The sequence below is a fragment of the Geobacillus sp. FSL K6-0789 genome (assembly GCF_038593135.1).
GTDB classification, from domain to species: domain Bacteria; phylum Bacillota; class Bacilli; order Bacillales; family Anoxybacillaceae; genus Geobacillus; species Geobacillus stearothermophilus.
In genome coordinates this window covers 69,727-92,327 of record NZ_CP151966.1, presented here as the reverse complement: position 1 = coordinate 92,327, position 22,601 = coordinate 69,727, and the positions used below count along the sequence as shown (strand labels likewise).

At 53.1% G+C, this 22,601-nt stretch carries 19 protein-coding genes, 9 tRNA genes and 1 rRNA gene; all 29 read right to left on the bottom strand.

Features of this window, described 5'->3' with window-relative positions:
* Positions 1-139: 139 nt before the first annotated feature.
* Positions 140-212 (bottom strand) — tRNA-Ala (locus NSQ51_RS00490).
* A gap of 12 nt (positions 213-224) precedes the next feature.
* Positions 225-298 (bottom strand) — tRNA-Pro (locus NSQ51_RS00485).
* 4 nt (positions 299-302) lie between these two features.
* Positions 303-376 (bottom strand) — tRNA-Arg (locus NSQ51_RS00480).
* A gap of 3 nt (positions 377-379) precedes the next feature.
* Positions 380-465: transfer RNA gene (locus NSQ51_RS00475), tRNA-Leu, on the bottom strand.
* 15 nt (positions 466-480) lie between these two features.
* Positions 481-555: transfer RNA gene (locus NSQ51_RS00470), tRNA-Gly, on the bottom strand.
* Positions 556-566: 11 nt separating this feature from the next.
* Positions 567-651, bottom strand: a tRNA-Leu gene (locus NSQ51_RS00465).
* A 14-nt stretch (positions 652-665) separates the two neighbouring features.
* Positions 666-741 (bottom strand) — tRNA-Lys (locus tag NSQ51_RS00460).
* 285 nt (positions 742-1,026) lie between these two features.
* A tRNA-Val gene (locus tag NSQ51_RS00455) sits at positions 1,027-1,102 on the bottom strand.
* 8 nt (positions 1,103-1,110) lie between these two features.
* Positions 1,111-1,227: ribosomal RNA gene (gene rrf / locus NSQ51_RS00450) — 5S ribosomal RNA — on the bottom strand.
* Positions 1,228-1,734: 507 nt separating this feature from the next.
* A complete protein-coding gene (lysS, locus tag NSQ51_RS00445; RefSeq protein WP_033008952.1) occupies positions 1,735-3,219 on the bottom strand; it encodes a lysine--tRNA ligase in 1,485 nt (494 codons plus the stop codon).
* Positions 3,220-3,549: 330 nt separating this feature from the next.
* The gene (dusB, locus tag NSQ51_RS00440) at positions 3,550-4,548 is read right to left on the bottom strand and encodes a tRNA dihydrouridine synthase DusB (protein WP_033008953.1); all 999 of its coding nucleotides are present in this window, start codon (positions 4,546-4,548) and stop codon (positions 3,550-3,552) included.
* Positions 4,549-4,943: 395 nt separating this feature from the next.
* A complete protein-coding gene (locus tag NSQ51_RS00435) occupies positions 4,944-6,224 on the bottom strand; it encodes an IS110 family transposase (RefSeq protein WP_033013870.1) in 1,281 nt (426 codons plus the stop codon).
* A gap of 110 nt (positions 6,225-6,334) precedes the next feature.
* Positions 6,335-6,556 (bottom strand): helix-turn-helix transcriptional regulator, encoded by a 222-nt coding sequence (locus NSQ51_RS00430; RefSeq protein ID WP_033008955.1) that lies wholly within the window; start codon positions 6,554-6,556, stop codon positions 6,335-6,337.
* Positions 6,508-7,035 (bottom strand): 2-amino-4-hydroxy-6-hydroxymethyldihydropteridine diphosphokinase, encoded by a 528-nt coding sequence (gene folK / locus NSQ51_RS00425; RefSeq protein ID WP_033008956.1) that lies wholly within the window; start codon positions 7,033-7,035, stop codon positions 6,508-6,510. Before folK ends, NSQ51_RS00430 begins: the two co-directional genes overlap by 49 nt.
* A gap of 1 nt (position 7,036) precedes the next feature.
* Positions 7,037-7,396, bottom strand: coding sequence for a dihydroneopterin aldolase (folB, locus tag NSQ51_RS00420; protein WP_287136198.1), 360 nt, complete (start codon positions 7,394-7,396; stop codon positions 7,037-7,039).
* Positions 7,389-8,243: a dihydropteroate synthase gene (gene folP, locus NSQ51_RS00415; protein WP_033014183.1), complete on the bottom strand. Its 855-nt coding sequence runs from the start codon at positions 8,241-8,243 to the stop codon at positions 7,389-7,391. The genes folB and folP overlap by 8 nt, the downstream gene beginning before the upstream one ends.
* On the bottom strand, positions 8,240-9,115 hold the full coding sequence (gene pabC, locus NSQ51_RS00410; protein ID WP_033014184.1) for an aminodeoxychorismate lyase: 876 nt from the start codon (positions 9,113-9,115) through the stop codon (positions 8,240-8,242). The genes folP and pabC overlap by 4 nt, the downstream gene beginning before the upstream one ends.
* Before the next feature lie 7 nt (positions 9,116-9,122).
* The gene (gene pabA / locus NSQ51_RS00405; protein WP_033014185.1) at positions 9,123-9,698 is read right to left on the bottom strand and encodes an aminodeoxychorismate/anthranilate synthase component II; all 576 of its coding nucleotides are present in this window, start codon (positions 9,696-9,698) and stop codon (positions 9,123-9,125) included.
* A gap of 5 nt (positions 9,699-9,703) precedes the next feature.
* On the bottom strand, positions 9,704-11,125 hold the full coding sequence (gene pabB, locus NSQ51_RS00400; RefSeq protein ID WP_055358737.1) for an aminodeoxychorismate synthase, component I: 1,422 nt from the start codon (positions 11,123-11,125) through the stop codon (positions 9,704-9,706).
* Between the two features lie 118 nt (positions 11,126-11,243).
* Positions 11,244-12,170, bottom strand: coding sequence for a cysteine synthase A (gene cysK / locus NSQ51_RS00395; protein WP_047817631.1), 927 nt, complete (start codon positions 12,168-12,170; stop codon positions 11,244-11,246).
* A gap of 86 nt (positions 12,171-12,256) precedes the next feature.
* The gene (gene hslO, locus NSQ51_RS00390) at positions 12,257-13,135 is read right to left on the bottom strand and encodes an Hsp33 family molecular chaperone HslO (protein WP_033014188.1); all 879 of its coding nucleotides are present in this window, start codon (positions 13,133-13,135) and stop codon (positions 12,257-12,259) included.
* A 14-nt stretch (positions 13,136-13,149) separates the two neighbouring features.
* Positions 13,150-13,926, bottom strand: coding sequence for a type III pantothenate kinase (locus NSQ51_RS00385; protein WP_033009019.1), 777 nt, complete (start codon positions 13,924-13,926; stop codon positions 13,150-13,152).
* A gap of 131 nt (positions 13,927-14,057) precedes the next feature.
* Complete coding sequence (ftsH, locus tag NSQ51_RS00380; RefSeq protein ID WP_049624448.1) at positions 14,058-15,956, bottom strand: ATP-dependent zinc metalloprotease FtsH; 1,899 nt, start codon at positions 15,954-15,956, stop codon at positions 14,058-14,060.
* 94 nt (positions 15,957-16,050) lie between these two features.
* Entirely contained in the window at positions 16,051-16,596 is a 546-nt protein-coding gene (hpt, locus tag NSQ51_RS00375; RefSeq protein ID WP_012820458.1) for a hypoxanthine phosphoribosyltransferase, read from the bottom strand.
* Positions 16,597-16,607: 11 nt separating this feature from the next.
* The gene (gene tilS / locus NSQ51_RS00370) at positions 16,608-18,002 is read right to left on the bottom strand and encodes a tRNA lysidine(34) synthetase TilS (RefSeq protein ID WP_049624447.1); all 1,395 of its coding nucleotides are present in this window, start codon (positions 18,000-18,002) and stop codon (positions 16,608-16,610) included.
* Positions 18,003-18,092: 90 nt separating this feature from the next.
* The gene (locus tag NSQ51_RS00365; RefSeq protein WP_033014215.1) at positions 18,093-19,076 is read right to left on the bottom strand and encodes a phosphotransferase; all 984 of its coding nucleotides are present in this window, start codon (positions 19,074-19,076) and stop codon (positions 18,093-18,095) included.
* Positions 19,039-19,833, bottom strand: coding sequence for a VWA domain-containing protein (locus tag NSQ51_RS00360; RefSeq protein WP_080706498.1), 795 nt, complete (start codon positions 19,831-19,833; stop codon positions 19,039-19,041). Before NSQ51_RS00360 ends, NSQ51_RS00365 begins: the two co-directional genes overlap by 38 nt.
* Positions 19,834-19,846: 13 nt before the next feature.
* Positions 19,847-22,324, bottom strand: a complete 2,478-nt coding sequence (gene spoIIE / locus NSQ51_RS00355; protein WP_049624446.1) for a stage II sporulation protein E — start codon at positions 22,322-22,324, stop codon at positions 19,847-19,849.
* 204 nt (positions 22,325-22,528) lie between these two features.
* A tRNA-Glu gene (locus NSQ51_RS00350) sits at positions 22,529-22,600 on the bottom strand.
* Position 22,601: the final 1 nt, after the last annotated feature.

Genomic DNA, 22,601 nt, shown 5'->3' with positions numbered 1-22,601 from the left:
GCCGCCGCTCGGGGTCAAATAACCTTCACCTTCCGGGTGCAAGCACCCTTGCAGGCGAAGAACATTTGCCCGTCGCGGCGACCCACGAACCTCCGCTTTTCGTCGCGCTTCGTTTCGTTCAGTTTTCAAGGAACGATAATGGAGCCTATCGGGATCGAACCGATGACCTCCTGCGTGCAAAGCAGGCGCTCTCCCAGCTGAGCTAAGGCCCCATGCGGACGCTATCGGGAAGACAGGATTTGAACCTGCGACCCCATGGTCCCAAACCATGTGCTCTGCCAAGCTGAGCTACTTCCCGCTAACGCGCTCGAGAGGATTCGAACCCCTAACCTTCTGATCCGTAGTCAGATGCTCTATCCAATTGAGCTACGAGCGCAAGTGCCGAGGGCCGGACTCGAACCGGCACGGTAGTTACCTACCCCAGGATTTTAAGTCCTGTGCGTCTGCCAATTCCGCCACCCCGGCTAACAGGCAAATAAATGGAGCGGAAGACGGGACTCGAACCCGCGACCCCCACCTTGGCAAGGTGGTGTTCTACCACTGAACTACTTCCGCCCAAATCATTATGCGGGTGAAGGGACTCGAACCCCCACGCCCGTAAAGGGCACTAGACCCTGAATCTAGCGCGTCTGCCAATTCCGCCACACCCGCAAATATATAGTTGGTGGTGAGCCATGGAGGACTCGAACCTCCGACCCTCTGATTAAAAGTCAGATGCTCTACCTACTGAGCTAATGGCTCATGGTTGGGTATACACTCACAGCGAACGATGTCCCTTCCTCTGCTAGCGTATTCGAAGATGCAAGATGCGTCGGGACAACTCGCAGCAAACTCGATGATGCAACGCTCGTTGCTCTACCTACTGAGCTAATGGCTCATGGTTGGGTATACACTCTAAGCTTCATTTCACTCTACCTGCCCCTTCCTCTACAAGCTTATTCGAAGAAGTCAAGTGCGTCGGGGCAACTCGCAGCGAACTCGAAGATGCAACGCTCGTTACTGAGCTAATGGCTCATGGTATATAAATGGTGGAGGATGACGGGATCGAACCGCCGACCCCTTGCTTGTAAGGCAAGTGCTCTCCCAGCTGAGCTAATCCTCCACGCTGTTGCCTAGCGACGACCTACTCTCGCAGGGGCGCTGGCCCCAACTACCATCGGCGCTGGAGGGCTTAACTTCCGTGTTCGGGATGGGAACGGGTGTTTCCCCTCCGCTATCATCACTAGGCAGTCAACAGAACAGACAAGTTATATTATAACCAAATTTGTTTGCTTGTCAATATCCTTTTGTTCGTCATTATTGACGTCTCACGTGCTATCATAATATAACACACTGAAGAAAGCTTGTCAACTCATTTCGTTTTTTGTTTTGTTCTCAAAAACAACATTGCTCATTATATACATTCTATGACTAAAAGTCAATCGTCGAACGAAAATTATCGTTGGTACGTTTTATAGGCAAATGCGAGTGGTGTATGATGCAAATATGATTTGCCAAGACGATAGTAATGATCAACGATTTTCCGGTTTAGATCTTTCCATTTGTCTAGGACGGGCGGCAAATTGAGAAACTTTGCAACACTATAACTTCGTTCCTTTCGATTTCTCAAAAACCAAACGAATCCGTTGTTTTTCACCGGCCTTCTTAGGGGCTGGCAGCAGCCGGCTTTTTCTTGAATCGAGTTCTCATAACAAACTGTCCCCTGCCGTTGTTCGCAACAGGGGACGATCGTGGTTATTTATGGCGCATTTGCGGGAAGAGCAATACATCGCGAATGGACGGTGAATTGGTCAAAAGCATGACTAACCGGTCGACCCCGATCCCGAGTCCGCCTGTTGGCGGCATGCCGTATTCGAGCGCTTCGAGGAAATCTTCGTCCATTTCATGCGCTTCATCGTTTCCTTGTTCGCGCTCCTTCAGCTGCTCCTCAAACCGTTGACGCTGATCGATCGGGTCGTTTAGTTCCGTAAAGGCGTTCGCATGTTCGCGCCCGACGATGAACAGCTCAAACCGATCGGTAAAGCGCGGGTCGTCTGGGTTTTTCTTGGCTAATGGCGAGATTTCGACCGGGTGGCCGTAAATGAACGTCGGCTGGATCAGTTTATCCTCTACTTTTTGTTCAAAAAATTCATTGACGATATGGCCGAACGTCATGTGCGGCGCGACTTCGACACCGTGTTCTTTGGCCAGCTCCCGCGCCTCTTCGTCGCTCATCTGCCGCCAGAAATCGACGCCGACATATTCCTTGATCGCATCGACCATATGGAGGCGCCGCCATTCAGGCGTCAAGTCGACAAGATGTTCGCCGTACTGAATTTTTGTTGTGCCAAGCACTTCCGTGGCAATATGAGCGATCAAGTTCTCCGTTAATTTCATGATATCGCGGAAGTCGGCATACGCCTCGTACAATTCGAGCATCGTAAACTCCGGGTTATGGCGGGTGGAAATGCCTTCATTCCGGAAAACGCGCCCGATTTCATACACTTTTTCCAAGCCGCCGACGATGAGCCGTTTCAAATGCAGCTCGATGGCGATCCGCATATACAGCGTCATATCGAGCGCATTATGATGCGTAATGAACGGGCGCGCCGCCGCACCGCCTGCTACGGCGTGCATCATCGGTGTTTCGACTTCCAAGTAGCCATGGCTGTCAAGATAGCGGCGCATCGATTGAATAATGAGACTGCGGGTGATGAACGTCTTTTTGCTCTCCGGATTCATAATTAAATCGAGGTAGCGTTGGCGGTAGCGCTGCTCGATATCTTTTAAGCCGTGGTATTTTTCCGGCAGCGGACGCAGCGCTTTTGTTAAAAATTCATACGACGATACTTTGATCGAAAGTTCGCCGACCTTTGTTTTAAACATCGTGCCGCGCACGCCGACGATGTCGCCGAGGTCGGAGATTTTAAACAGCTCGTATTGCTGTTCGCCAACATCGTCTTGGCGGACGTAAATTTGAATTTGTCCCGTCACGTCCTGGATGTGAGCAAAGCCCGCTTTTCCCTTGCCTCTCTTTGTCATGATGCGGCCGGCGACGGCGACTTCGATTTGTTGCTCTTCGAGTTCCTCTTTTGACAAATCTCCATACAGTTCAAACAGCTCTTCCGCTTTATGCGTGCGCTCGAACCGTTTGCCAAACGGATCGACACCCAATTCCTCAATTTTTTTCAGCTTTTCCCTGCGGACGCGCAATTGGTCGTTCAATTCTTCATGGCTCATACCTCATTCACTCCATTTAGCGATTTTTTACGAAAAATACTGCCAGCACCCGCTGGCAGTCTTCCGCTGCACGAACGTCATCTCCGTTGTGTGAACTACCCGCCACCTACGCTTCGCTTAGAGGTGAAGGCTTCAAGCGACTTGTGCGTGTTCGCCGAACGGTAAGCCACACACCAGAACCCTTTACGCTTCCCTTCGTTCCGAAGGTGTCCGTTCTAGCCATATTCTATCCTATTCGTTGGCTAACGCCAACCAATATTCATCTCCCACTTACTCACTGGGTTACACCCTTCGCGTTCCTTGAGGTGGGAGACTTCTTTCGGAAATCCGTTAAACGGCTTCGGCGTTCGCCGCCCGGCTTTCCGCTTCTTCGGCGACTTGAAGCAAGAGCGCGGCCAATTCGTCCCGCGTCTCGCACTCGTTGATGGCGTTGCGGATTTTCGCCGCCCCGCGGATGCCTTTTAAATACCAAGCCGCGTGCTTGCGCATTTCTTTCACCGCAATATACTCGCCTTTAAGGGCGATCAGACGGTCCAAGTGCAGCAGGCAGACATCGATTTTTTCCCTTGGGGTCGGTTCGGGAATGAGCTCCCCTGTTTCTAAATAGCGGACTGTGCGATAAATCATCCACGGGTTGCCGAGCGCCGCCCGCCCGATCATCACGCCGTCAACCCCAGTTTCTTCGAGCATCCGCTTGGCATCCTGCGGCGTTTTGACATCACCGTTTCCGATGACTGGAATGTTGACGGCCTCTTTGACTTGCTTAATGATGTCCCAATTCGCCTTCCCTTCATACATTTGCACCCTTGTCCGTCCATGGACGGCGACGGCTTTGCCGCCGGCGCGTTCGACCGCTTGGGCGTTTTCAACAGCGTAAATATGTTGGTCATCCCAACCGATTCGCATCTTGACCGTGACGGGTTTTTCGACGGCGTCGACAATGGCGGCGACGACATCGTAAATTTTGTTCGGGTCGAGGAGCCATTTCGCTCCGGCATCGCAATTCGTAATTTTCGGCACTGGGCAGCCCATGTTGATGTCGATAATATCGGCATTTGTATTTTTGTCGACAAATTTCGCTGCTTTGACAAGTGTTTCCTTTTCACCGCCGAAAATTTGCAAGCTGAGCGGCTTTTCGCGTTCGTCGATATAGAGCATATTTAACGTCTTTTCATTGTTGTATACGATTCCTTTATCGCTCACCATCTCTGCGCATACAAGACCGGCGCCGAACTCCTTTACGGTCAGGCGGAAAGCCGAATTGCACACGCCTGCCATCGGCGCAAGGACGACACGGTTTTGAATTTCCACATCACCAATGCGAAACATAAAAACGCCTCCCTCTAGAAATGTTGATGTATCAAGGCTTTTCGGCCCCTCAGGGGTGTCCAAAAAATATTTTTCGACAAAATCCCTTACATCCTTTTTCAGTTTTGTGGATATCTTACAGACCTAGGGTGCGCTTCGCGGCCACGGCTGGGGATATTTTCCTGCCGTGGGGGGAAGCATATTCGATGCACCCTTTGGATCTCCGCGTCGCTGATGAGGACGAACCCTCCCATGTCTCCGGGCGTCTTCGCGCCAACATTCCCTCGTTCGGTCTCGTCATCAGGCGGAGGCCGGCCAAGCTCCTTTAGGGACTCAAGGTCGAATGGATGAAATCACGCCAGCTTCTCCGGTGTCATCTCGTTGTCCAACGATTCTTCCGTTCGCAGGGGGAGGCCTTAGGCCGCCCGTTGCACCTGGGACAAGACGTCCTGTTTCATTCGCTCCGCGTCAAACGCTTGTTTCTTCGTACAAATCGCAAACAGCACATTCAACAGCTTCCGGCACAAGGCGACGATGGACTGCTTTCCGGTCAGCGGATTGACGGATCGGGTCGTATAATACTCATGCAGCTCGCGAAACGCCTCGTTATGCCGAATCAGCGGAATCATCGCCCGAAACAGCACCGAGCGCAACCGTTTCCGTCCCCGTTTGGAGATGTGCTTTTGCCCTTTGCGCTGGCCGGAGGAGTTCTCCTTGAGCGTCAGGCCCGCCAACTTCACCAATTGGCGCGGGTCCCGATAATGGGCGAAGCTGCCGATCTCCGCCAGCAGATCGATGATCGTGGCGTCTCCCAACCCGTCGACCGTTTTCAACCATTGGTACTCCATCGTCGTTTGAACCAATGCCTTCAACTCGGCGTCCAGTGCAGCGATCTCCGCCTCCAATTGGCGGTATCGGCGGACGAGCGCGGCGATCTCAAACCGGGCCATCGCTGTCCCTTCCGTCACCCCAATCGAGTCCTTCGCGGTGTTGATCAACGCCTGAATTTTGGCCTTCTGCGGGCATTTCATCCCTTTGCTTTGCCGGTACACCTCGATGAGCTCCTCGGCGGTCCGACCGGCCATATCAGCCGGAAGCGGCGTCCACTCCAACACCGAAAGCGCCGTTTTCCCCAAGTCACGAAACACGGTCCAAAACTCTGGAAAATACCGATCCGTCCAGCGGACGATCGCGTTTTTCACCGCCGTCTGTTCCTTGCGGAGCTTCTCTTTGAGCGTGCTTCCCACGCGCAAATCGGCTTCGATCTCGTGCAGCAGCCGGGGAACGAGGAATCGTCCGTCTTTTGCCAGTCTGGCAATGACCAGGGCGTCTTTGGCGTCGTGTTTCGTCGGCAGGTTGTCATCGAGTTCTTTCGACCGGCACACATGCGCCGGGTTGACCATGACCAACGGGATCCCGTGCTCCTCGAGGAAGTAGGCCAGGTTCAACCAGTAGTGCCCGGTCGGCTCCACCGCGACGATCACCTCTGACTTCCCAAACGCTTGCATCGCCTCCTGAATCGCTTTATACAGCTGCTGAAACCCCTCTTTCGACTGGAAGATCGGGAACGACTTGCGAAGCACGCGCCCCCGGTCATCCACGAAGCAGGCGTAGTGGGTTCGTTTCGCGATATCGATGCCCACGACAAGCGTTTGTTCCGTAACTTGATCAATTTTATAGTTTTGTGTACAATTCATCTGAAGTCCTCCTTGGTATGGTGAGTGATGTGGTTGACACCCCTGCATCATACCAAGAGGGCTTTTTTTGATCAAGTCCCCGGAAAAGCTTCTAACGGGAATGCTCCTTTCTACCTGTTTGATTCGAACTTTGGCGGTGCCAGCTCCTCAACCGATACGTTCAGCCGCTCGGCGATCTGTCCGACAAGCGTGTCGGACGGCATCCGGTTCCCCCGTTCAATTTCGCCGAGAATCGAAACGGAAATGCCGAGTTCCTTGGCCAACTTTTCTTGTGTATATCCTTTCAGCTTTCGAAAAGCGCGAATACGTCTTCCCCATCTTTCTGCTTCCATACACGAACTCCTTTTTTGTCGGGTAGTCGGTCAATAATGTCTGCTAACGGTTCCGAAACGTTCGGTATTGTCAAATGGGAATTGATCTCGAGCAATGGGATTAAAACAAACGCCCGCTCCGCCATGCGCGGATGCGGAATGACAAGTCGCTCTGTCTCAATATTTTCATGATTGTACAACAAAATGTCAAGGTCTAACGTGCGCGGCCCCCAGCGAGTTTCCCTTTTCCTGCCAAATTCCTGTTCGATTTGTTGCGTCACGTCAAACAAAGCAAATGGCGACAAAGCGGTCGCCACCTCAATCACCATGTTTAAAAACTTGTCTTGGTTGACGTAACCGACCGGGTCGGTTTCATAGATGGACGAACCCGATGTGACAAAAATTCCCTTATGGCGATGAAGCGCCGCGACGGCTGAACGCAAATAGTACGCACGATCTCCAAGGTTGGAACCTAAAGCAATATACGCAATGTTTTCCACCTTACCGCCCCCTGTAGATTTCAACGGCGACATGCTGATAATGGCCGCGAATGGGCGGATTCGGCTTGATTACTTTCACCGTGCACCGCTGAACGGCGGGGAAAGCGGCAAGCAGCTCATCCGCGATCGCCTCGGCAACCGCTTCGATCAAGGCGAGCGTCCTCTCTTCCACGATCGTCCGACAGCGCTCGTATACTTCCGCATAGTTCACCGTATGCTCGAGACGGTCGCTCCGGCCGGCTGGACGCAAGTCGAGCTCAAGGGCCACATCGACCAAAAACCGCTGGCCGAGGACGTTTTCTTCTCGGAGCACTCCGTGATAACCGTAAAATTCCATACCTTGAATATAAATTTTATCGATGGCCGCTCTCTCCTTTCCCGAGCATCGCATCCATCATTTTCGCCATGCGGGCGATCGGCAATACGTCATGGACGCGGACGATATGCGCCCCCTTCACGATGCCAAGGCAAACTGTTGCCCCCGTTCCTTCGACCCTCTCCTCAACCGGCACATCGAGCACATGGCCGATAAACCGTTTGCGCGATGTGCCAAGCAAAAGTGGGTATCCCAAAGCAGCAAACTCATCGAGACGCCGCATCACTTCCAGGTTATGTTCAACCGTTTTGGCAAATCCGATCCCCGGATCTACAATAATGTTTTCCTCTTTTACTCCCGCCTGTTTGACAATACGGATGCTCTCCTTCAAGTCGGCGATCATGTCGGAAATGAGATCGCGGTATGCCATATCGTGACGGTTGTGCATTAAAATGATCGGCACTCCGTACGAAGCGGCGACGTGGGCCATATCCGGATCGGCTTTGGCGCCCCAAACGTCGTTGATGATATGCGCTCCCGCTTCAATGGCCTGCCTTGCGACCTCGGCTTTATACGTGTCGACGGAAATCGGCACGTCCACCGCATCGGCGATCGCTTTGACTGCCGGAATGACGCGCCGTAGCTCTTCATCAAGCGGCACTGGATCCGCCCCCGGACGAGTTGATTCACCGCCGATGTCAATGATGTCGGCTCCTTCCGCCACGAGCCGTTTCGCATGCTCGACCGCTTTTTCCACTTCATAAAACCGGCCGCCGTCGGAAAACGAGTCAGGCGTCACATTGACAATGCCCATGATCAACGTTTTTTGGCGCAAATCCAGCTCATGCCCGCGGCATTTTAATACAAAGGAACGCGTCATCGTTGCCATCATTCGTTCATCCTTTCTTTCAGTTCGTTCCTCGTCCATAATGTATCGGTAAAGCGGCGGTAATGATGTTGCAGCGCACAGGTCACCGGGCCATGTTTTCCGCTATAAGAGCGGCGGCCGATGCAGTGAAGCGGCACAATTTCCTGCAGTGAATTCGTAATAAAGACCTCATCAGCCTCCTGCAAATGGGACAGGGGATACGCTCCCTCTTTAATCGGGATATGAAGCCGTTCGAGCAAGGCGATGACGAACTGCCTCGTAACGCCGTTTAATATGCCGACAGACGGCGCCGGGGTGTAGACAACGCCGTCCTTGACCCAAAAAATATTCGAAACGATTCCCTCGGCTACTTGCCCGTCCCGATTTAAAAAAATGCCTTCCACATCCACACGGCGGCCAAGCTCCCACTTTCCAATTATATTGTTTAAATAATGATGCGATTTTAACCGTTCATCGCCTTCAGGGCTGTTCCGCCTCGTTGTTAAAACGACCCCTTCTTTCCCTTCTGGAGGGGCGGATGGCGGCAGCGGCTTCATATAGACGATCACCGTTGGATGGCTATACTGCTCCATCGACAAGCCAAGACCGCCAACCCCAGCCGAGACGTTGAAACGTACATAGGCGTCCTGAAGACCATTGGCCCTGAGCAACCGCTCGATGATCCCGAGCGCCTCCGCACGGCTTACCTGCTTTTGGATGCGCAACTCGGAAAGCCCGCGATTTAGCCGCGCTAAATGATCGTCAAGCAAAAACGGATGTCCCTCATACGTGCGGAACGTCTCAAACAAGCCGATCCCGTATAAAAAACCGTGGTCAAACGCCGAAACCCTCGCCTCCTCATACGGGACAATCTCCCCATTGACATACACATACATATGCCCATCACGCCTTTTTGTACGTATCAATAAAATTTTTCAGCAGCTGCATCCCATGGCTGGTCATAATCGACTCCGGGTGGAACTGCACTCCTTCGATTGGCAATGTTTTATGGCGAATGGCCATCACTTCGTCTTCGTCCGTCCAAGCCGACACGATGAAACAGTCTGGAAGCGTCTCTTTCTCAACGATAAGGGAATGGTAGCGCGTCGCTGTAAACGGGCTTGGCACGCCGCGGAAAATCGTTTCCCCGTCATGGTAAACGGACGACGTTTTCCCGTGCATCAGCCTTGGGGCACGGATGACGCGGCCGCCAAACGCCTGGGCGATCGCCTGATGGCCGAGGCAGACGCCAAAAATCGGGATGCGGCCGGCGAAGCGATCGATAACGGCCAAGCTGATTCCCGCCTCATTCGGTGTACATGGGCCGGGGGAAATCATGATAAAATCGGGATGAAGCTGCTCAATCTCGTCCACCGTAATTTCGTCGTTCCGCTTTACGAACAGCTCTTCGCCTAAAACCCCTAAATATTGCACCAAATTGTACGTAAACGAATCATAGTTATCGATCATGACGATCATCCTTCTCACCTCATGCTCTGAAATAAAGTCTCTGCTTCGCTCAGCTCTTTCGCTTTCCAGAGGGCAGCGGCTTTTTTCAAACATTCTTTGTACTCGTGCTCCGGGTTGGAATCGATGACAATGCCTGAGCCTGCTTGCACATGGGCCAGCCCGTTTTTCACAACCATCGTGCGGATGGCGATGTTTAGCTCCATATTCCCTTGAAAATCGATCCAGCCGATCGAACCGGTGTACAAACCGCGGCGAACCGGCTCCAATTCTTCGATGATTTCCATCGTCCGCACTTTCGGAGCGCCGGTGATCGTTCCGCCGGGAAACATCGCACGAATAACAGAAAACGCATCATGTTCCGGAGCCATGATGCCGGATACGTGGGAAACAATATGCATCACATGCGAATACTTTTCCACCGTCATCCACTCATCGACACGCACCGTCCCATAGACACAGACACGCCCAAGGTCATTCCGCTCAAGATCAACGAGCATGGCGTGCTCGGCCCGCTCTTTTTCGCTGGCTAGCAGTTTGCGGGCGATTTGCCCGTCTTCCGCTTCCGTGCGTCCGCGCGAGCGGGTTCCGGCTATCGGGCGTGTTTCCAGCCGTTCTCCCTGCTTGCGGACGAGCAGCTCCGGCGAACCGCTGACAATTTGACATTCAGGGGTATGCACATACGCCATGTACGGCGACGGGTTAATGGTCCGCAGTTGTTTGTACACAGCGAACGGGTGGGTCAACAGCGGACGGGACTGGCGCACCGACAAATTAACTTGGAACACATCGCCCGCTGCAATATAATGTTGAACGCGGCGGACCGCTTCCATAAACTGCTCCTTTGTCATGGAAACCGATGGACAAGCCGATGAGACAACGGACGGCCAAACCGGCGGGCTGCTTCGCTCTTCAAGCCACAGCCGTTCATACATCTCCAACCGCCGCTCCGCTTCTCCTTCTTCCCCTTCATCTGCATAAGCGAGCAAATGAAGGCGATCGGTTTGATGATCGTAAATCGCCACATCGTCAAATACAAAAAACTGCATAGACGGTAGCTGCAAATCATCTACAGCCAGCGATGGAAGCCGTTCGATATAACGAGCGGCGTCATAGCTGATATAGCCGACCAACCCGCCTTGGCACGGGAGCGGCTCCCCCTCCCCCGGCGCCACACGTTGTGAAAACCATTGCTGCAGCAACTCGAGCGGTGGCCCGTTCAGCACCGTTTCTTTTCCACGATAGATAATGGACAGCTGATGCCCGGCGGCACGAATGATCCCGCTCGGATTGAGGCCGATGATGCTGTATCTTCCCCCTTGTCCGCTCTCCAGCAACACGTGGTGCCGCCGGCCGTATGCCAGTTGCTCATACTGATAAAACCAATCCCGCCCGCTGTAATGAATGGTCCGCTTCAGCCGCCTTCGTCTTTGTTTCATCACAGCCAACCCCTTTACGACGCTCATCATTATCCTTATTGTACAATGAGTCGGCGCTCATATCACCCATAAACATAAAAAAGTTCGACAGGGTCACCCCTGCCGAAAGTAAAGCTGCTTAGTCTTCGAATTGGTAAAGCGGCGTGCTCAAATAGCGCTCCCCATTGCTCGGGATGATGGCAAGCACTTTTTTTCCTTTGCCGAGCTCTTTCGCCACCTTCAATGCCGCATGAATGGCAGCGCCGGACGAAATGCCGCCAAGGATGCCTTCTTCGCGGGCGGCGCGGCGGGCAGCCGCAAACGCTTCGTCGGTTGTGACGGTAATGACTTCATCGTAAATGCTTGTATCCAAAATATCCGGGATAAATCCGGCTCCGATTCCTTGAATTTTATGCGGGCCCGGTTTGCCGCCCGACAAGACCGGCGAATCAGCCGGCTCAACCGCATAAATTTTAATGTTTGGATACGCTTCACGCAACACTTTGCCGGCGCCTGTGATCGTTCCGCCCGTCCCGATGCCGGCCACAAACGCGTCAAGCTGGTCGCCCATTTGTTCGACGATTTCTTTGCCCGTTGTCAAACGATGAATTTCCGGGTTGGCTTCGTTTTTGAATTGCTGCGGCATAAAATAGCCATGCTCGCGAACGAGCTCTTCCGCTTTTTCGATCGCACCACGCATTCCTTGAGCGCCCGGCGTGAGCACCAGCTCAGCTCCATACGCCCGCAACAGGTTGCGGCGCTCTAAGCTCATCGTATCCGGCATGACCAATACTGCTTTGTATCCTTTCGCCGCCGCGACCATTGCCAGCCCGATTCCGGTGTTGCCGCTTGTCGGTTCGACGATCGTATCGCCTGGCTTCAGTTTTCCTTCTTTTTCCGCCGCCTCAATCATCGCCAATGCAATCCGGTCTTTGACGCTGCTGCCCGGGTTCATGAACTCCAATTTTACATAAACATCAGCGCTGTCCTCATCGACGATACGATTTAGTTTCACGGCTGGTGTATCGCCGATCAGTTCCGTTACAGAATTGACTGTGCGTGCCATGGTTCCACCCCTAATCCCGATTAATTTTATCGAATTTATCTCCAATGTATCAGCTATTGGTGAAATTGTCAATCATTTTCGCGTTTTCACCGTTTTTCGGCAAGTTGCTTCAGCTGTTCGAGTTCTTCTTTCGCAAAATGGTATGTTTCATTGCAAAAATGGCATGACGCTTCCGCCTGCCCTTCCTTGTCGATGATATCTTGAATCTCCCCTGGCCCCAGGCTGATGAGCGCATCCGCGATCCGCTCGCGCGAACAGCGGCAGACAAATGACACCGGCATCGTCTCCAACACCCGAACGCCGCCGCCTAATTGTTCCAATATTTGCTCCGGTGTTAGGCCGTTTTCAATCATGCGCGACACAGGCGGAATTTGTTTCAACCGCTCCTCAATGCGGCTGATCGTTTGTTCTTCCGTTCCAGGCATCAATTGAATGATAAACCCTCCCGCGGCCCGGATCGTGTAATCGGGGTTGACGAGCACGCCGACGCCGACGGACGACGGGATTTGCTCGGAAGAAGCGAAATAATAGGTGAAATCCTCACCGAGCTCCCCCGAGATGATCGGCACTTGACCGGTGAAAAAGTCGCGCAGCCCGAGGTCTTTGACGACCGTCAGCATCCCGTTTTTGCCGACCGCCCGCGCGACATCGAGTTTCCCGTGTTCATTCAGCTCGAAATGCACGTGCGGATTGGTCACATAGCCGCGCACTTCCCCTTTGGCATTGCTGTCGATTAAAATCGTGCCGATCGGCCCGCCGCCATCAATTTTGATGGTCAACGTTTCATCCCCTTTTAACATTGCTCCCATCATAACGCCGGCCGTCAGCGCCCGTCCGAGCGCCGCCGAGGCGGTCGGCCACGTTTGATGGCGGCGCTGCGCTTCCGCCACCGTCTCCGTCGTCCTTGCCGCATACGCCCTCACCTGTCCGTCATAGGCGAGCGCTTTGACTAAGTAATCTCCCATCTTCACCAAACCCTTCATCCTTTTTTCTCGGTGTTTTTCTCGTACAACAATTTTAAGCCTGTCAGCGTCAAAAACGGATCCACGACATCGATCACGTCCGATTCGCCGGCAATGAGAGGCGCAAGGCCGCCAGTGGCGATGACTTTCGGCGGAACTTTGCTTTTCGCCTTCATGCGCGACACGATGCCTTCCACTTGTCCAACATATCCGTATAAAATGCCGGCCTGCATGGCGCTGACTGTATTTTTGCCGATGATATCGTCCGGACGGGCGATTTCAATGCGCGGCAATTTTGCTGCCCGCGCAAACAGCGCCTCCGTCGAAATCATAATTCCCGGGGCAATAGCCCCTCCCATATATTGTTTATGTTCGTTAATATAACAATACGTGGTCGCCGTGCCAAAATCGACAATAATGAGCGGGCTGCCGTACAAATGGATGCCCGCGACCGCATTGACGATCCGGTCGGCGCCCACTTCGCGCGGATTATCGTATTTAATGTCCAGCCCGGTTTTAATGCCCGGTCCGACAACGAGCGGCTTTACGTGGAAATATTTTAAGCACATGCGTTCAAGGGCAAACATAATCGGCGGCACAACCGAAGAAATGATGATGCCGCGGATGTCGGAAAACTGCAAGCCGACATGGCTCAAGAGCGCCTTGATGGTCATGCCATACTCGTCTTCCGTTTTCGCCCGGCTCGTCTCGATGCGCCAATGGTGTTTTAATTCATCGCCGTCATAAACCCCCAACACGGTATTGGTGTTGCCGACGTCCAACACAAAAATCATGGCCTCATTCCCCACTTTTCTTCAATAAGTTCCTTTCTCTATCATATCATACTTGATTTTCCCGCGGAAAAAACAGCGCCAACCTACGGGGCCGCGGCTAAAAAAAAGATGCCTCTGAATAGAGACATCGATTACTCCTCTTTCTTTTGAATATTGATTTTCACGTCGATGTCGCCCTTGCCTGCTTCATCGCGGCCTTTGCGGTCGGGCGGCAGCGTGCCGTGCTCAAATAAATGTTTAATTTGTTCCGCATCAAGCGTTTCGACTTCCAACAGCGTTGTGGCGATTAGATCCAGTTTGTCACGGTGCTGCGTTAAAATCTGCTTCGCCTTTTCGTAGCACTCTTTAATGATGCGCTGGATTTCCAAGTCAATTTCGTAAGCAATTTTATCGCTGTAATTTTGCTCATTATGCAAGTCGCGTCCTAAAAACACTTGCCCGCTCGGTTGGCCGAATTGCAGCGGACCAAGCTTTTCGCTCATGCCGAACTCCGTCACCATCCGGCGCGCGATGTTTGTCGCCCGCTGAAAATCGTTGTGGGCCCCCGTGCTCACTTCGTTGAACACGATTTCCTCGGCGACGCGCCCGCCGAGCAGGCCGGTGATTTTATCCATTAATTCGGCTTTCGTCATAAAGTACCGGTCTTCTTTCGGCAGCATGACCGCATAGCCTCCGGCTTGGCCGCGCGGAACGATCGTCACTTTATGCACCATTTCCGCGTCGGCAAGCACCATGCCGATGACCGTATGCCCAGCTTCGTGAAACGCGACGATCCGCCGCTCTTTTTCCGAAATGACGCGGCTTTTTTTCGCCGGTCCGGCAATGACGCGGTCGGTCGCCTCGTCGATGTCGCTCATGTCGATTTTCTTTTTGTTGCGGCGCGCTGCAACGAGCGCCGCTTCGTTCAACAAGTTTTCCAAATCGGCGCCGGAAAATCCCGGCGTGCGCATGGCGATCGCCTTCAAATCAACCGACTCATCGAGCGGCTTGTTGCGGGCATGCACGCGCAACACCGCTTCGCGCCCTTTCACATCCGGCCGGTCGACGGTAATCTGCCGGTCGAAGCGGCCCGGGCGCAACAGCGCCGGGTCTAAAATGTCCGGCCGGTTTGTTGCCGCAATAATGATGATGCCTTCATTGCCGTTAAAACCGTCCATTTCCACAAGCAGCTGGTTGAGCGTCTGCTCCCTCTCATCGTGGCCGCCGCCAAGGCCGGCGCCGCGCTGGCGGCCGACGGCGTCAATCTCGTCGATGAAAATGATGCACGGTGCGTTCTTTTTCGCTGTTTCAAACAAGTCGCGCACGCGCGAAGCGCCAACCCCAACGAACATTTCTACGAAATCCGACCCGCTGATCGAGAAAAACGGCACGCCCGCTTCCCCGGCAACCGCGCGCGCCAACAACGTTTTCCCGGTCCCCGGCGGCCCGACAAGCAACACCCCTTTTGGAATGCGGGCGCCGAGTTCGGCGAATTTGCGCGGATCTTTCAAAAACTCAACAATTTCCACGAGCTCTTCTTTTTCCTCGTCCGCTCCAGCCACATCGCGAAAACGGACCTTCCGCTTGTCATCCGTATACAGCCGCGCCCGGCTTTTGCCGAAATTCATCACCCGGCTGCCGCCGCCCTGTGCCTGGTTCAAAAGGAAGAAGAACAAAATAAAAATAATAACAAATGGGATGATGGAAGTGAAAAACGTCACCCATCCGCTCGTTTCATCCGCAGGCACGACTTCCACCCGCGTCCGCGCCGCCGCCGCATCGATGCGGTCAAGCACTTTGTCACTGTTCATGACGTAGGTGGAAAAGTACTGCCCTTCGCTATATGTTTTCAACTGGCCTTTGATTTCATATACGCCGCGCTCCGGCTTAATAGAAAACGACTTAACGTCCCCGTTTTCCAGATGAGTGATAAACGCATCGTACGTCATCGGCTCAGTCCGCTGGTTCGTGCCGTTAAAAAAGCTGACGACGCCGATCACGACGAGGAAAATCAGCAAATAAAAGATGGTGTTGCGGAAAATCCGGTTCATTTCTTGCCTCCTCCCATATGAAACACACTATACTCAATACTAGCATAGAAATTTGCTTAAATACAAACAATTCGGCCGGTGCACGACAATCGCTTCACTTTTGGTACACTTCTGGCTTTAAGACGCCGATAAACGGGAGGTTGCGGTATTTTTCAGCATAATCGAGGCCATAGCCGACAACGAATTCGTCGGGGACGGTAAATCCAGTGTAATCAGCCTGAATATCCGCCTTCCGGCCCGACGGCTTGTCAAGGAGGGTGACGATTTTAATCGAATTCGCTTTCCGGTAGCGGAACAAATCCACCAAATAACTGAGCGTCAATCCGCTGTCGATAATGTCTTCAATGATCAAAATGTCGCGGCCCTCAACCGATGTATTTAAGTCTTTGACAATTTTCACTTCACCGGATGAAACAGTCGCATTGCCGTAGCTTGACACATCCATAAAATCCATTTCCAAGTATGTATCGATATGTTTGAGCAAATCGGCCATAAACGGCATCGCCCCTTTGAGGACGCCGACGGCGAGCGGAAAACGCCCCTCATACTCTTTCGTCAACAAGCCGCCGAGTTCTTTGACTTTCGCCTGAATTTCCTCCTCAGTGATCAACACTTTTTGAATATCGTCTTTCATTCCCATCTTTTTTCCTCCTAGCTGTTCATCGCCTCATAATGGAGCAGGATATAACGGGCTTGCCCGCGGTCTTCGGCTTCAAAAGCCGATTTTTTCAGCCCTGGCACCCAGAGAATGCGGCCGTCGGCATCTTCGACGATCGGCCAGCCATCCCTTTCCGTCCGCGGAACTTTGGCTTCAATGAAAATCTCTTTAATTTTTTTCGTGCCTCCCGTCCCTTTCAGCACCATCCGGTCGCCCTCGCGGCGCGTCCGCACGCGAAGCGGAAGGGACACCGCATCGGGGTCAACCACAAACGAATCGTTTCCCAGCCGTCCCTTCGGATAGTGTTCCCTAAATTCACTCACGATTGCACCACCGGTTGGGAGGGGCAATAGCGCTGGAACCGGCAAGTCAAGCTGATAGCTTGGAGCGCCGCTTTGGACGCCAAACGTAAACAAACAGCGGTCATACGAGCGGATCGCTTTGAGCCCTTTTGGCAAATCAATTTGTCCGGAAGGGTGGGCGCGTTCGCAAAGCATCAGTATATGACCGATATGTACAAAAGTCAACGCCGCCGGAACGGCGTCGTAAAGGCGAAGCAGCAAAAGCTGCAACACCCGACGCTGCAACGGCCGAGGCAATGCGAGAAACGGGCGGAGATGCAACACAACTTCATTATATTGTTTTTCCATTACTTTATTCAGCGCGTCGATTGCCAATTCCTCCAAGAACTGCTCATCTTCCGCCATCATTTCACTATATTGTTGAAATCGCTCATGCAAGCGCGGATTTTCCTGTTTCAGCAACGGAATAATATAGCGGCGGAACCGGTTGCGCGTGTAGTCGTCTTTTTCGTTACTTGGGTCGCGGCGCGGGGCGAGCCCTGCCTTTTCGCAATACTCCTCGATGTCCGCCCGGCTGACGGCTAAAAACGGGCGGATGAGATACCCGCCGTGAAACGGCCGCTTGACGGGGATACCGGCATATCCTTTTCCTGTGCTGCCGCGCACAAGCCGCATTAAAATCGTCTCGACTTGGTCATCGCCGTGATGGCCGACAGCGACATACTGGGCTTGATGTTTTTTCACCAGTTCGGCAAAAAAGCGGTATCGACAGTTGCGCGCCGCCTCTTGGGCGCCAAGGCCCGTGCGGCGCTGGAAAGCAGGAACGTCGATTTGCGCCGTCTCACATAAAATACGGTGTTCGGCGCAAAAATGTTTCACAAACTCCATCTCCTCTTCCGATTCCCGCCCGCGAAACATATGGTCGACATGAGCCGCTACAAGGCGAAGCTTCCACTCATCGCGAAGCGAAAGAAACACGTGCAGCAGAGCAAGCGAGTCGGGGCCCCCGGAAACGCCGACAATGACTGTCGCCCCTTTTGAAAGCAGTCCGTGCCTGTCAATAAAGGCGCGCACTTTATCCATCATCGCCGAAACCCTCTTTACCCTCTTTTAGCTTCATCGTAACACGACCGCCCCATTTTCTCAAAACTTCCGTTTCTTTATTATTTTACTAGGTTACATCGACAGATGCCAGTATATATAAAAACCGTACGCGCCAAGCAGCAAAACAGCGATCAGCACCGTTTCGGCAACCCTGCCCGTTTTGCGGCGCTTGGCGGCCCGCCGCCCCGACCGGCGGTTCGGTGCGGCCGCTGCTGTCTTGACCTCATAGTGTGCCGCCACGCGGCGGGAAGAGGCAGCCAATAAGTCGCGGCGCATGTCCTCGGCCTTCGCATACCGGCCGTCAAGCGCATTTTGCAAAACTTCTTTATATTGGGCTAAAAAACGATCCGTTTCAATGATGGACAAAAGTTGCGCCCTCCCGTTCCCTTTTTTCTCGAGCGGCCCCGGATAACAGGCGGCAATCATCACCATCGCCGCCGCAAACAAATCGTACGACGGCTCTGCTTTGCGCGACCCGAGCCCCCAATAGCCGCGGTCATACAGCTCGGTAAACTCTTTGATCGCCCGCCCCTGCATCGTCGTCCCCCCGACATCCAACAGTCGGACGGACGGCGGCGGCCCGGTGACGATCAAATTGTCCGGCTTCAAATCACCGAATACCCATCCTTCTTCATGAAGCCGTCCGAGCACAGACAAAAGCTGCATAAGCAGCACCGGCGCCCATTCTTTTCCGCGCCGGCGGACGAAAGCGGAGAACTGCTCCCCTTCAATGTACTCCATGGCATAAAACGGAACCACCCTCCGGGCAAACGGGCTTTGCCAATCATCGGCTTCCAGCAAAGAAGGCCCGAGGGCGGCTCCCTGGACCTTGGCAAAACGGCGCAATATATTCATTTCCGAGGCTAGCGACGCATAGTCGTCGCTCAGTTTCAGCGCAACGCGGCGGCGGCCGCTCTCCGCCAGATAGACGACGCCGTTCGCCCCGCTGCCGAGCCGACGCAGCAACCGGTACGAATGGCCGTGCCATTTGCCAGTGATGACCGTGCCGGGCGGAAGATTACCAAGACGATCCTTCGATGTATGGCTCATCGCCATCATGAATCCAACTCCTTAGCGACCGATTGCGGCCGAAATAGGCCATCGCTTCACGCAACGCCGGTCCGGTCGGCGTCAGCCCGCCTGATGAAAGCTTTGGAAAGATGGTGGACAGCTCTTCAATTTTCGGCGTCCAATCCATCATTTTCTCAGCGTAATTCCGTTTGCCCGGGAAAATAAACACAGAAAAGCGATTTTCGCCCATGCGCGCGTTTAAACTGAGCGACAAGTCAAGGAGCGCCTCTTTGACCATCGGCAGTTTCGTCTTCATGCTTCCGCTCGTATCGATTAAGATGAGCACATCAAGTGCGGCCGTTTCCCCAAGTTCATCGACGACTTCCATCACTTGGCCGCGCTTGTCCGGCGGCAAGTCCTCAAGCGAAACGTCAGAACCAAAGATTTGTTTCAACTCGCGATTGACGAGCCCTTGCAGCGTCTGCGTCATCGCCTGGCGCGTCACCATTTGCACCGTCTGCGACAGCTGTTTCGCGTACACGATTTGGCTCATGCCGCCGCCGGCGGCAGCGATCGCTTCAATTTCCCGCCGTCCGTTTTCGTCAATCGTGTCTTGATCCAACACGCCGATTACGTTCACTGTAATGCCTTGTTCGCGAGCCAATGCCGCCATCGCAGCCGGGTCCTCGCCATGGTTTGAGCAGCCGTCCGTAATCAACAAAATTTGCCGCAACGTTCCTTTCCGCATGTTCGTTCCCCTCCTTGGCGAATAAGTATTACCATCATCGCCGCCAGGGAACATTTTTATACGCGCATTACTGCGCCTTTTTCATATACATATACGCGGGAATCGTCGCCCATTTTGGCGTGTTGTGCCGCACTTTCGCGACAACGACCGTCATATCGTCTTCAATTTCCCCGCCGCATTGGCGGATCACTTCTTCTATGATCAAATCAGCGACTTCCTGCGGGTCGTTCGTTTTTAACTCTTGAATTTTTCGCTTCATCCATACATCATGGTTCTCTACGTTCATCGGCCCTTCAAACACCCCATCGCTCATCATGATGAGCAAGTCGCCCGATTTTAACTGTTCGCTGACGACATCAAATTCGACCTCTTTAAGGATCCCCATCGGCAAGTTGCTCGCCTCTACCTTGATCACTTTGTTGCCCCGCTTGATGAAACTCGGCATCGACCCGATTTTCAAAAACTTTGTCGCGGCGTTTTGCAAGTCGATGATGGCCAAATCGAGCGTCGCATACATGTCCTCTGTCGTCCGCAGCGCCAGGATCGAATTGATCGATTTAATGGCAATCGATTCGTCCATCCCTGTCTGCAAAATTTTTTGCAGCAGGCGCAGCGTCTCGCGGCTTTCGTAGTGCGCCCGTTCGCCGTTGCCCATGCCGTCGCTGACGGCAACCGCATATTTGCCGGTGCCAAGCTCAATCGTCGCATAGCTGTCGCCGGAAATGAGCTCGCCCCCTTTAGCCGCAAACGCGACTCCCGTTTCCACGACAAACGCTTTGGTTGAACCAAAGGCAACACGGCAGTAGCCGTTCGGGTAAGCGGCGCACTCTTCACGCTTGACAACAATTGTTTCCCCTAAAATGTCCGACAGCATCGGCGCGATCAGTTTTTCGCACTCGCCGCGCCCATCGCAATACGGAATGCTCATTTCAATATCGATATTTCCCTTTTCCAAACTGTAAATATCGACGTGGCCGATTTCAATGCCAAACTCTTGCAAAGCGTGGTAAATTTGCTCTTCCTGCAAATAATGGTTTTCCTGTTCCTTTTGCATTTCTTTGGCGAAATCGTCCATCACCTGGGAAATGCCCAGCAACTGCTCGGCGACGAGTTTTCGGCTTTCATAAATTTGCTGTTTGAGTTTGCGATTCGCCTGATAAATGACCATCTCCTTTTCCATCGCGTCAACGACCTTGCCTGCTTTTACGCAATGGCGCTCCCATTCGCGCAGCAGCTGATGGTTGTGCGCCAATGTTTTTTCTTCGGCTTCATGCATCATTCGCTTCATATACGCATAGGTTGTACTAAAGTTTGTCACCCAGCACTGGGCCTTTTTGAAACACGTTTGGCACGTTTGCCCCGTAATATCGCCAAGAAAGTAGTCTTCTTCGCGCTCCTGATGTTCACTGTCATCTGACAATGGTTCGGGTGAAAAACTTTCCGCCAATGCTTGGAAGACGTTCGAAAACTGTGAAACGCGCTGGGCGGTCACGTCGCGAATTTTGCGGACGTATTGTTGCTGCTCATTGATATATTCGGCCGTACCCGGAATGTATTTGGCGATTTTCTCTGTCAAGGAGTGGGCCGTGAACAAAAACAGCACAATGGCGATGCCTGATTCAAGCAACGTCGGCACAAGCTCCGCCTTTCCATTCCCGTATAAACCCATTAACAACGTCGCGACGATAAGCCCGAACGCGACCCCAAGCTTTCGCCCTTCTTTAAGCAGCCCACCGAGCAGCCCAGCGAAGGCAAGCAAGCTCATTTCCAACAAGTTGCCGACGTTCGCTAAGCTCAAAATGAGGCCGGTGACCACTCCGACAGTCGAACCGGTCGCCGCCCCGGCGACAAATGCGAACAGCAGCACGAGATAACGCGACATCACATGCTCAAGCGACAAGCCATACGCCGACCAACCGATCATCCCTGTCAACATCGAGGCAAGCAAAATAATCAATGAAATGATTTCCTCAGCCCGCAAGGCATGTTTGTGTTTCCGGACCGTCAGCAAAGGGATGCTTTGCATAAAAATCAGTGTAAGCACAAGCGAAAGCCCGGCTTCGACAACCGCCATGGCCGTCCCGTAAACCGTCCGCTCCCCGACCCAGTAGTAGGAGATCAGCCATTTCGCTGCCAATGAGACCGCAAAGACGACGAACGGGACGATTTTTAACGATTCGCTGATCACCCTGCGCACCCATCCGTAAATAAAGAGAAAGCCGAAAATGGAAACGCCGACAAACAGCAAAACATCGAACGACAGTGTCAATGCGCCGGCCATTAGGGCAATCAAAGCAAAGGCCGCCTTGTCACGGCGCAACATATAGACGGAAACGAAAAACGGCAGCGCAAACGGGGTCAGCTTCGCCAAAATGAGTGCTCGTCCAAGCAAAAAGCCGACGAGAAGAAGCAAAAATCCTTGATGGACGAACAAGTGGCCAAGGCGCAGCTTCACATGGCGTATCCAACGCGATACGGTCGCTTGCGTGTCATGAATCGGCACTTCCGAAATACGGCGCAACGTCCCTCTTTCTACTCTTTCCATTCCCGATCCTCTCCTTTGCTTTTCTATTACCCCCTATTATATATTTGAAATTGCCAAAAATTTGTCAAAACAACGGAGAAAAATAAAAAATCGTTCGACGTTTTTCCCGACAATGTGCAGGCAACGTTTTTGTTCCGACAGAAGCAGACAAAAACGAAAAACGAGCATGTCGCTTCATGGCGCATGCTCGTTCGTCAATGATGATGACCCGTACGGGATTCGAACCCGTGTTACCGCCGTGAAAGGGCGGTGTCTTAACCACTTGACCAACGGGCCA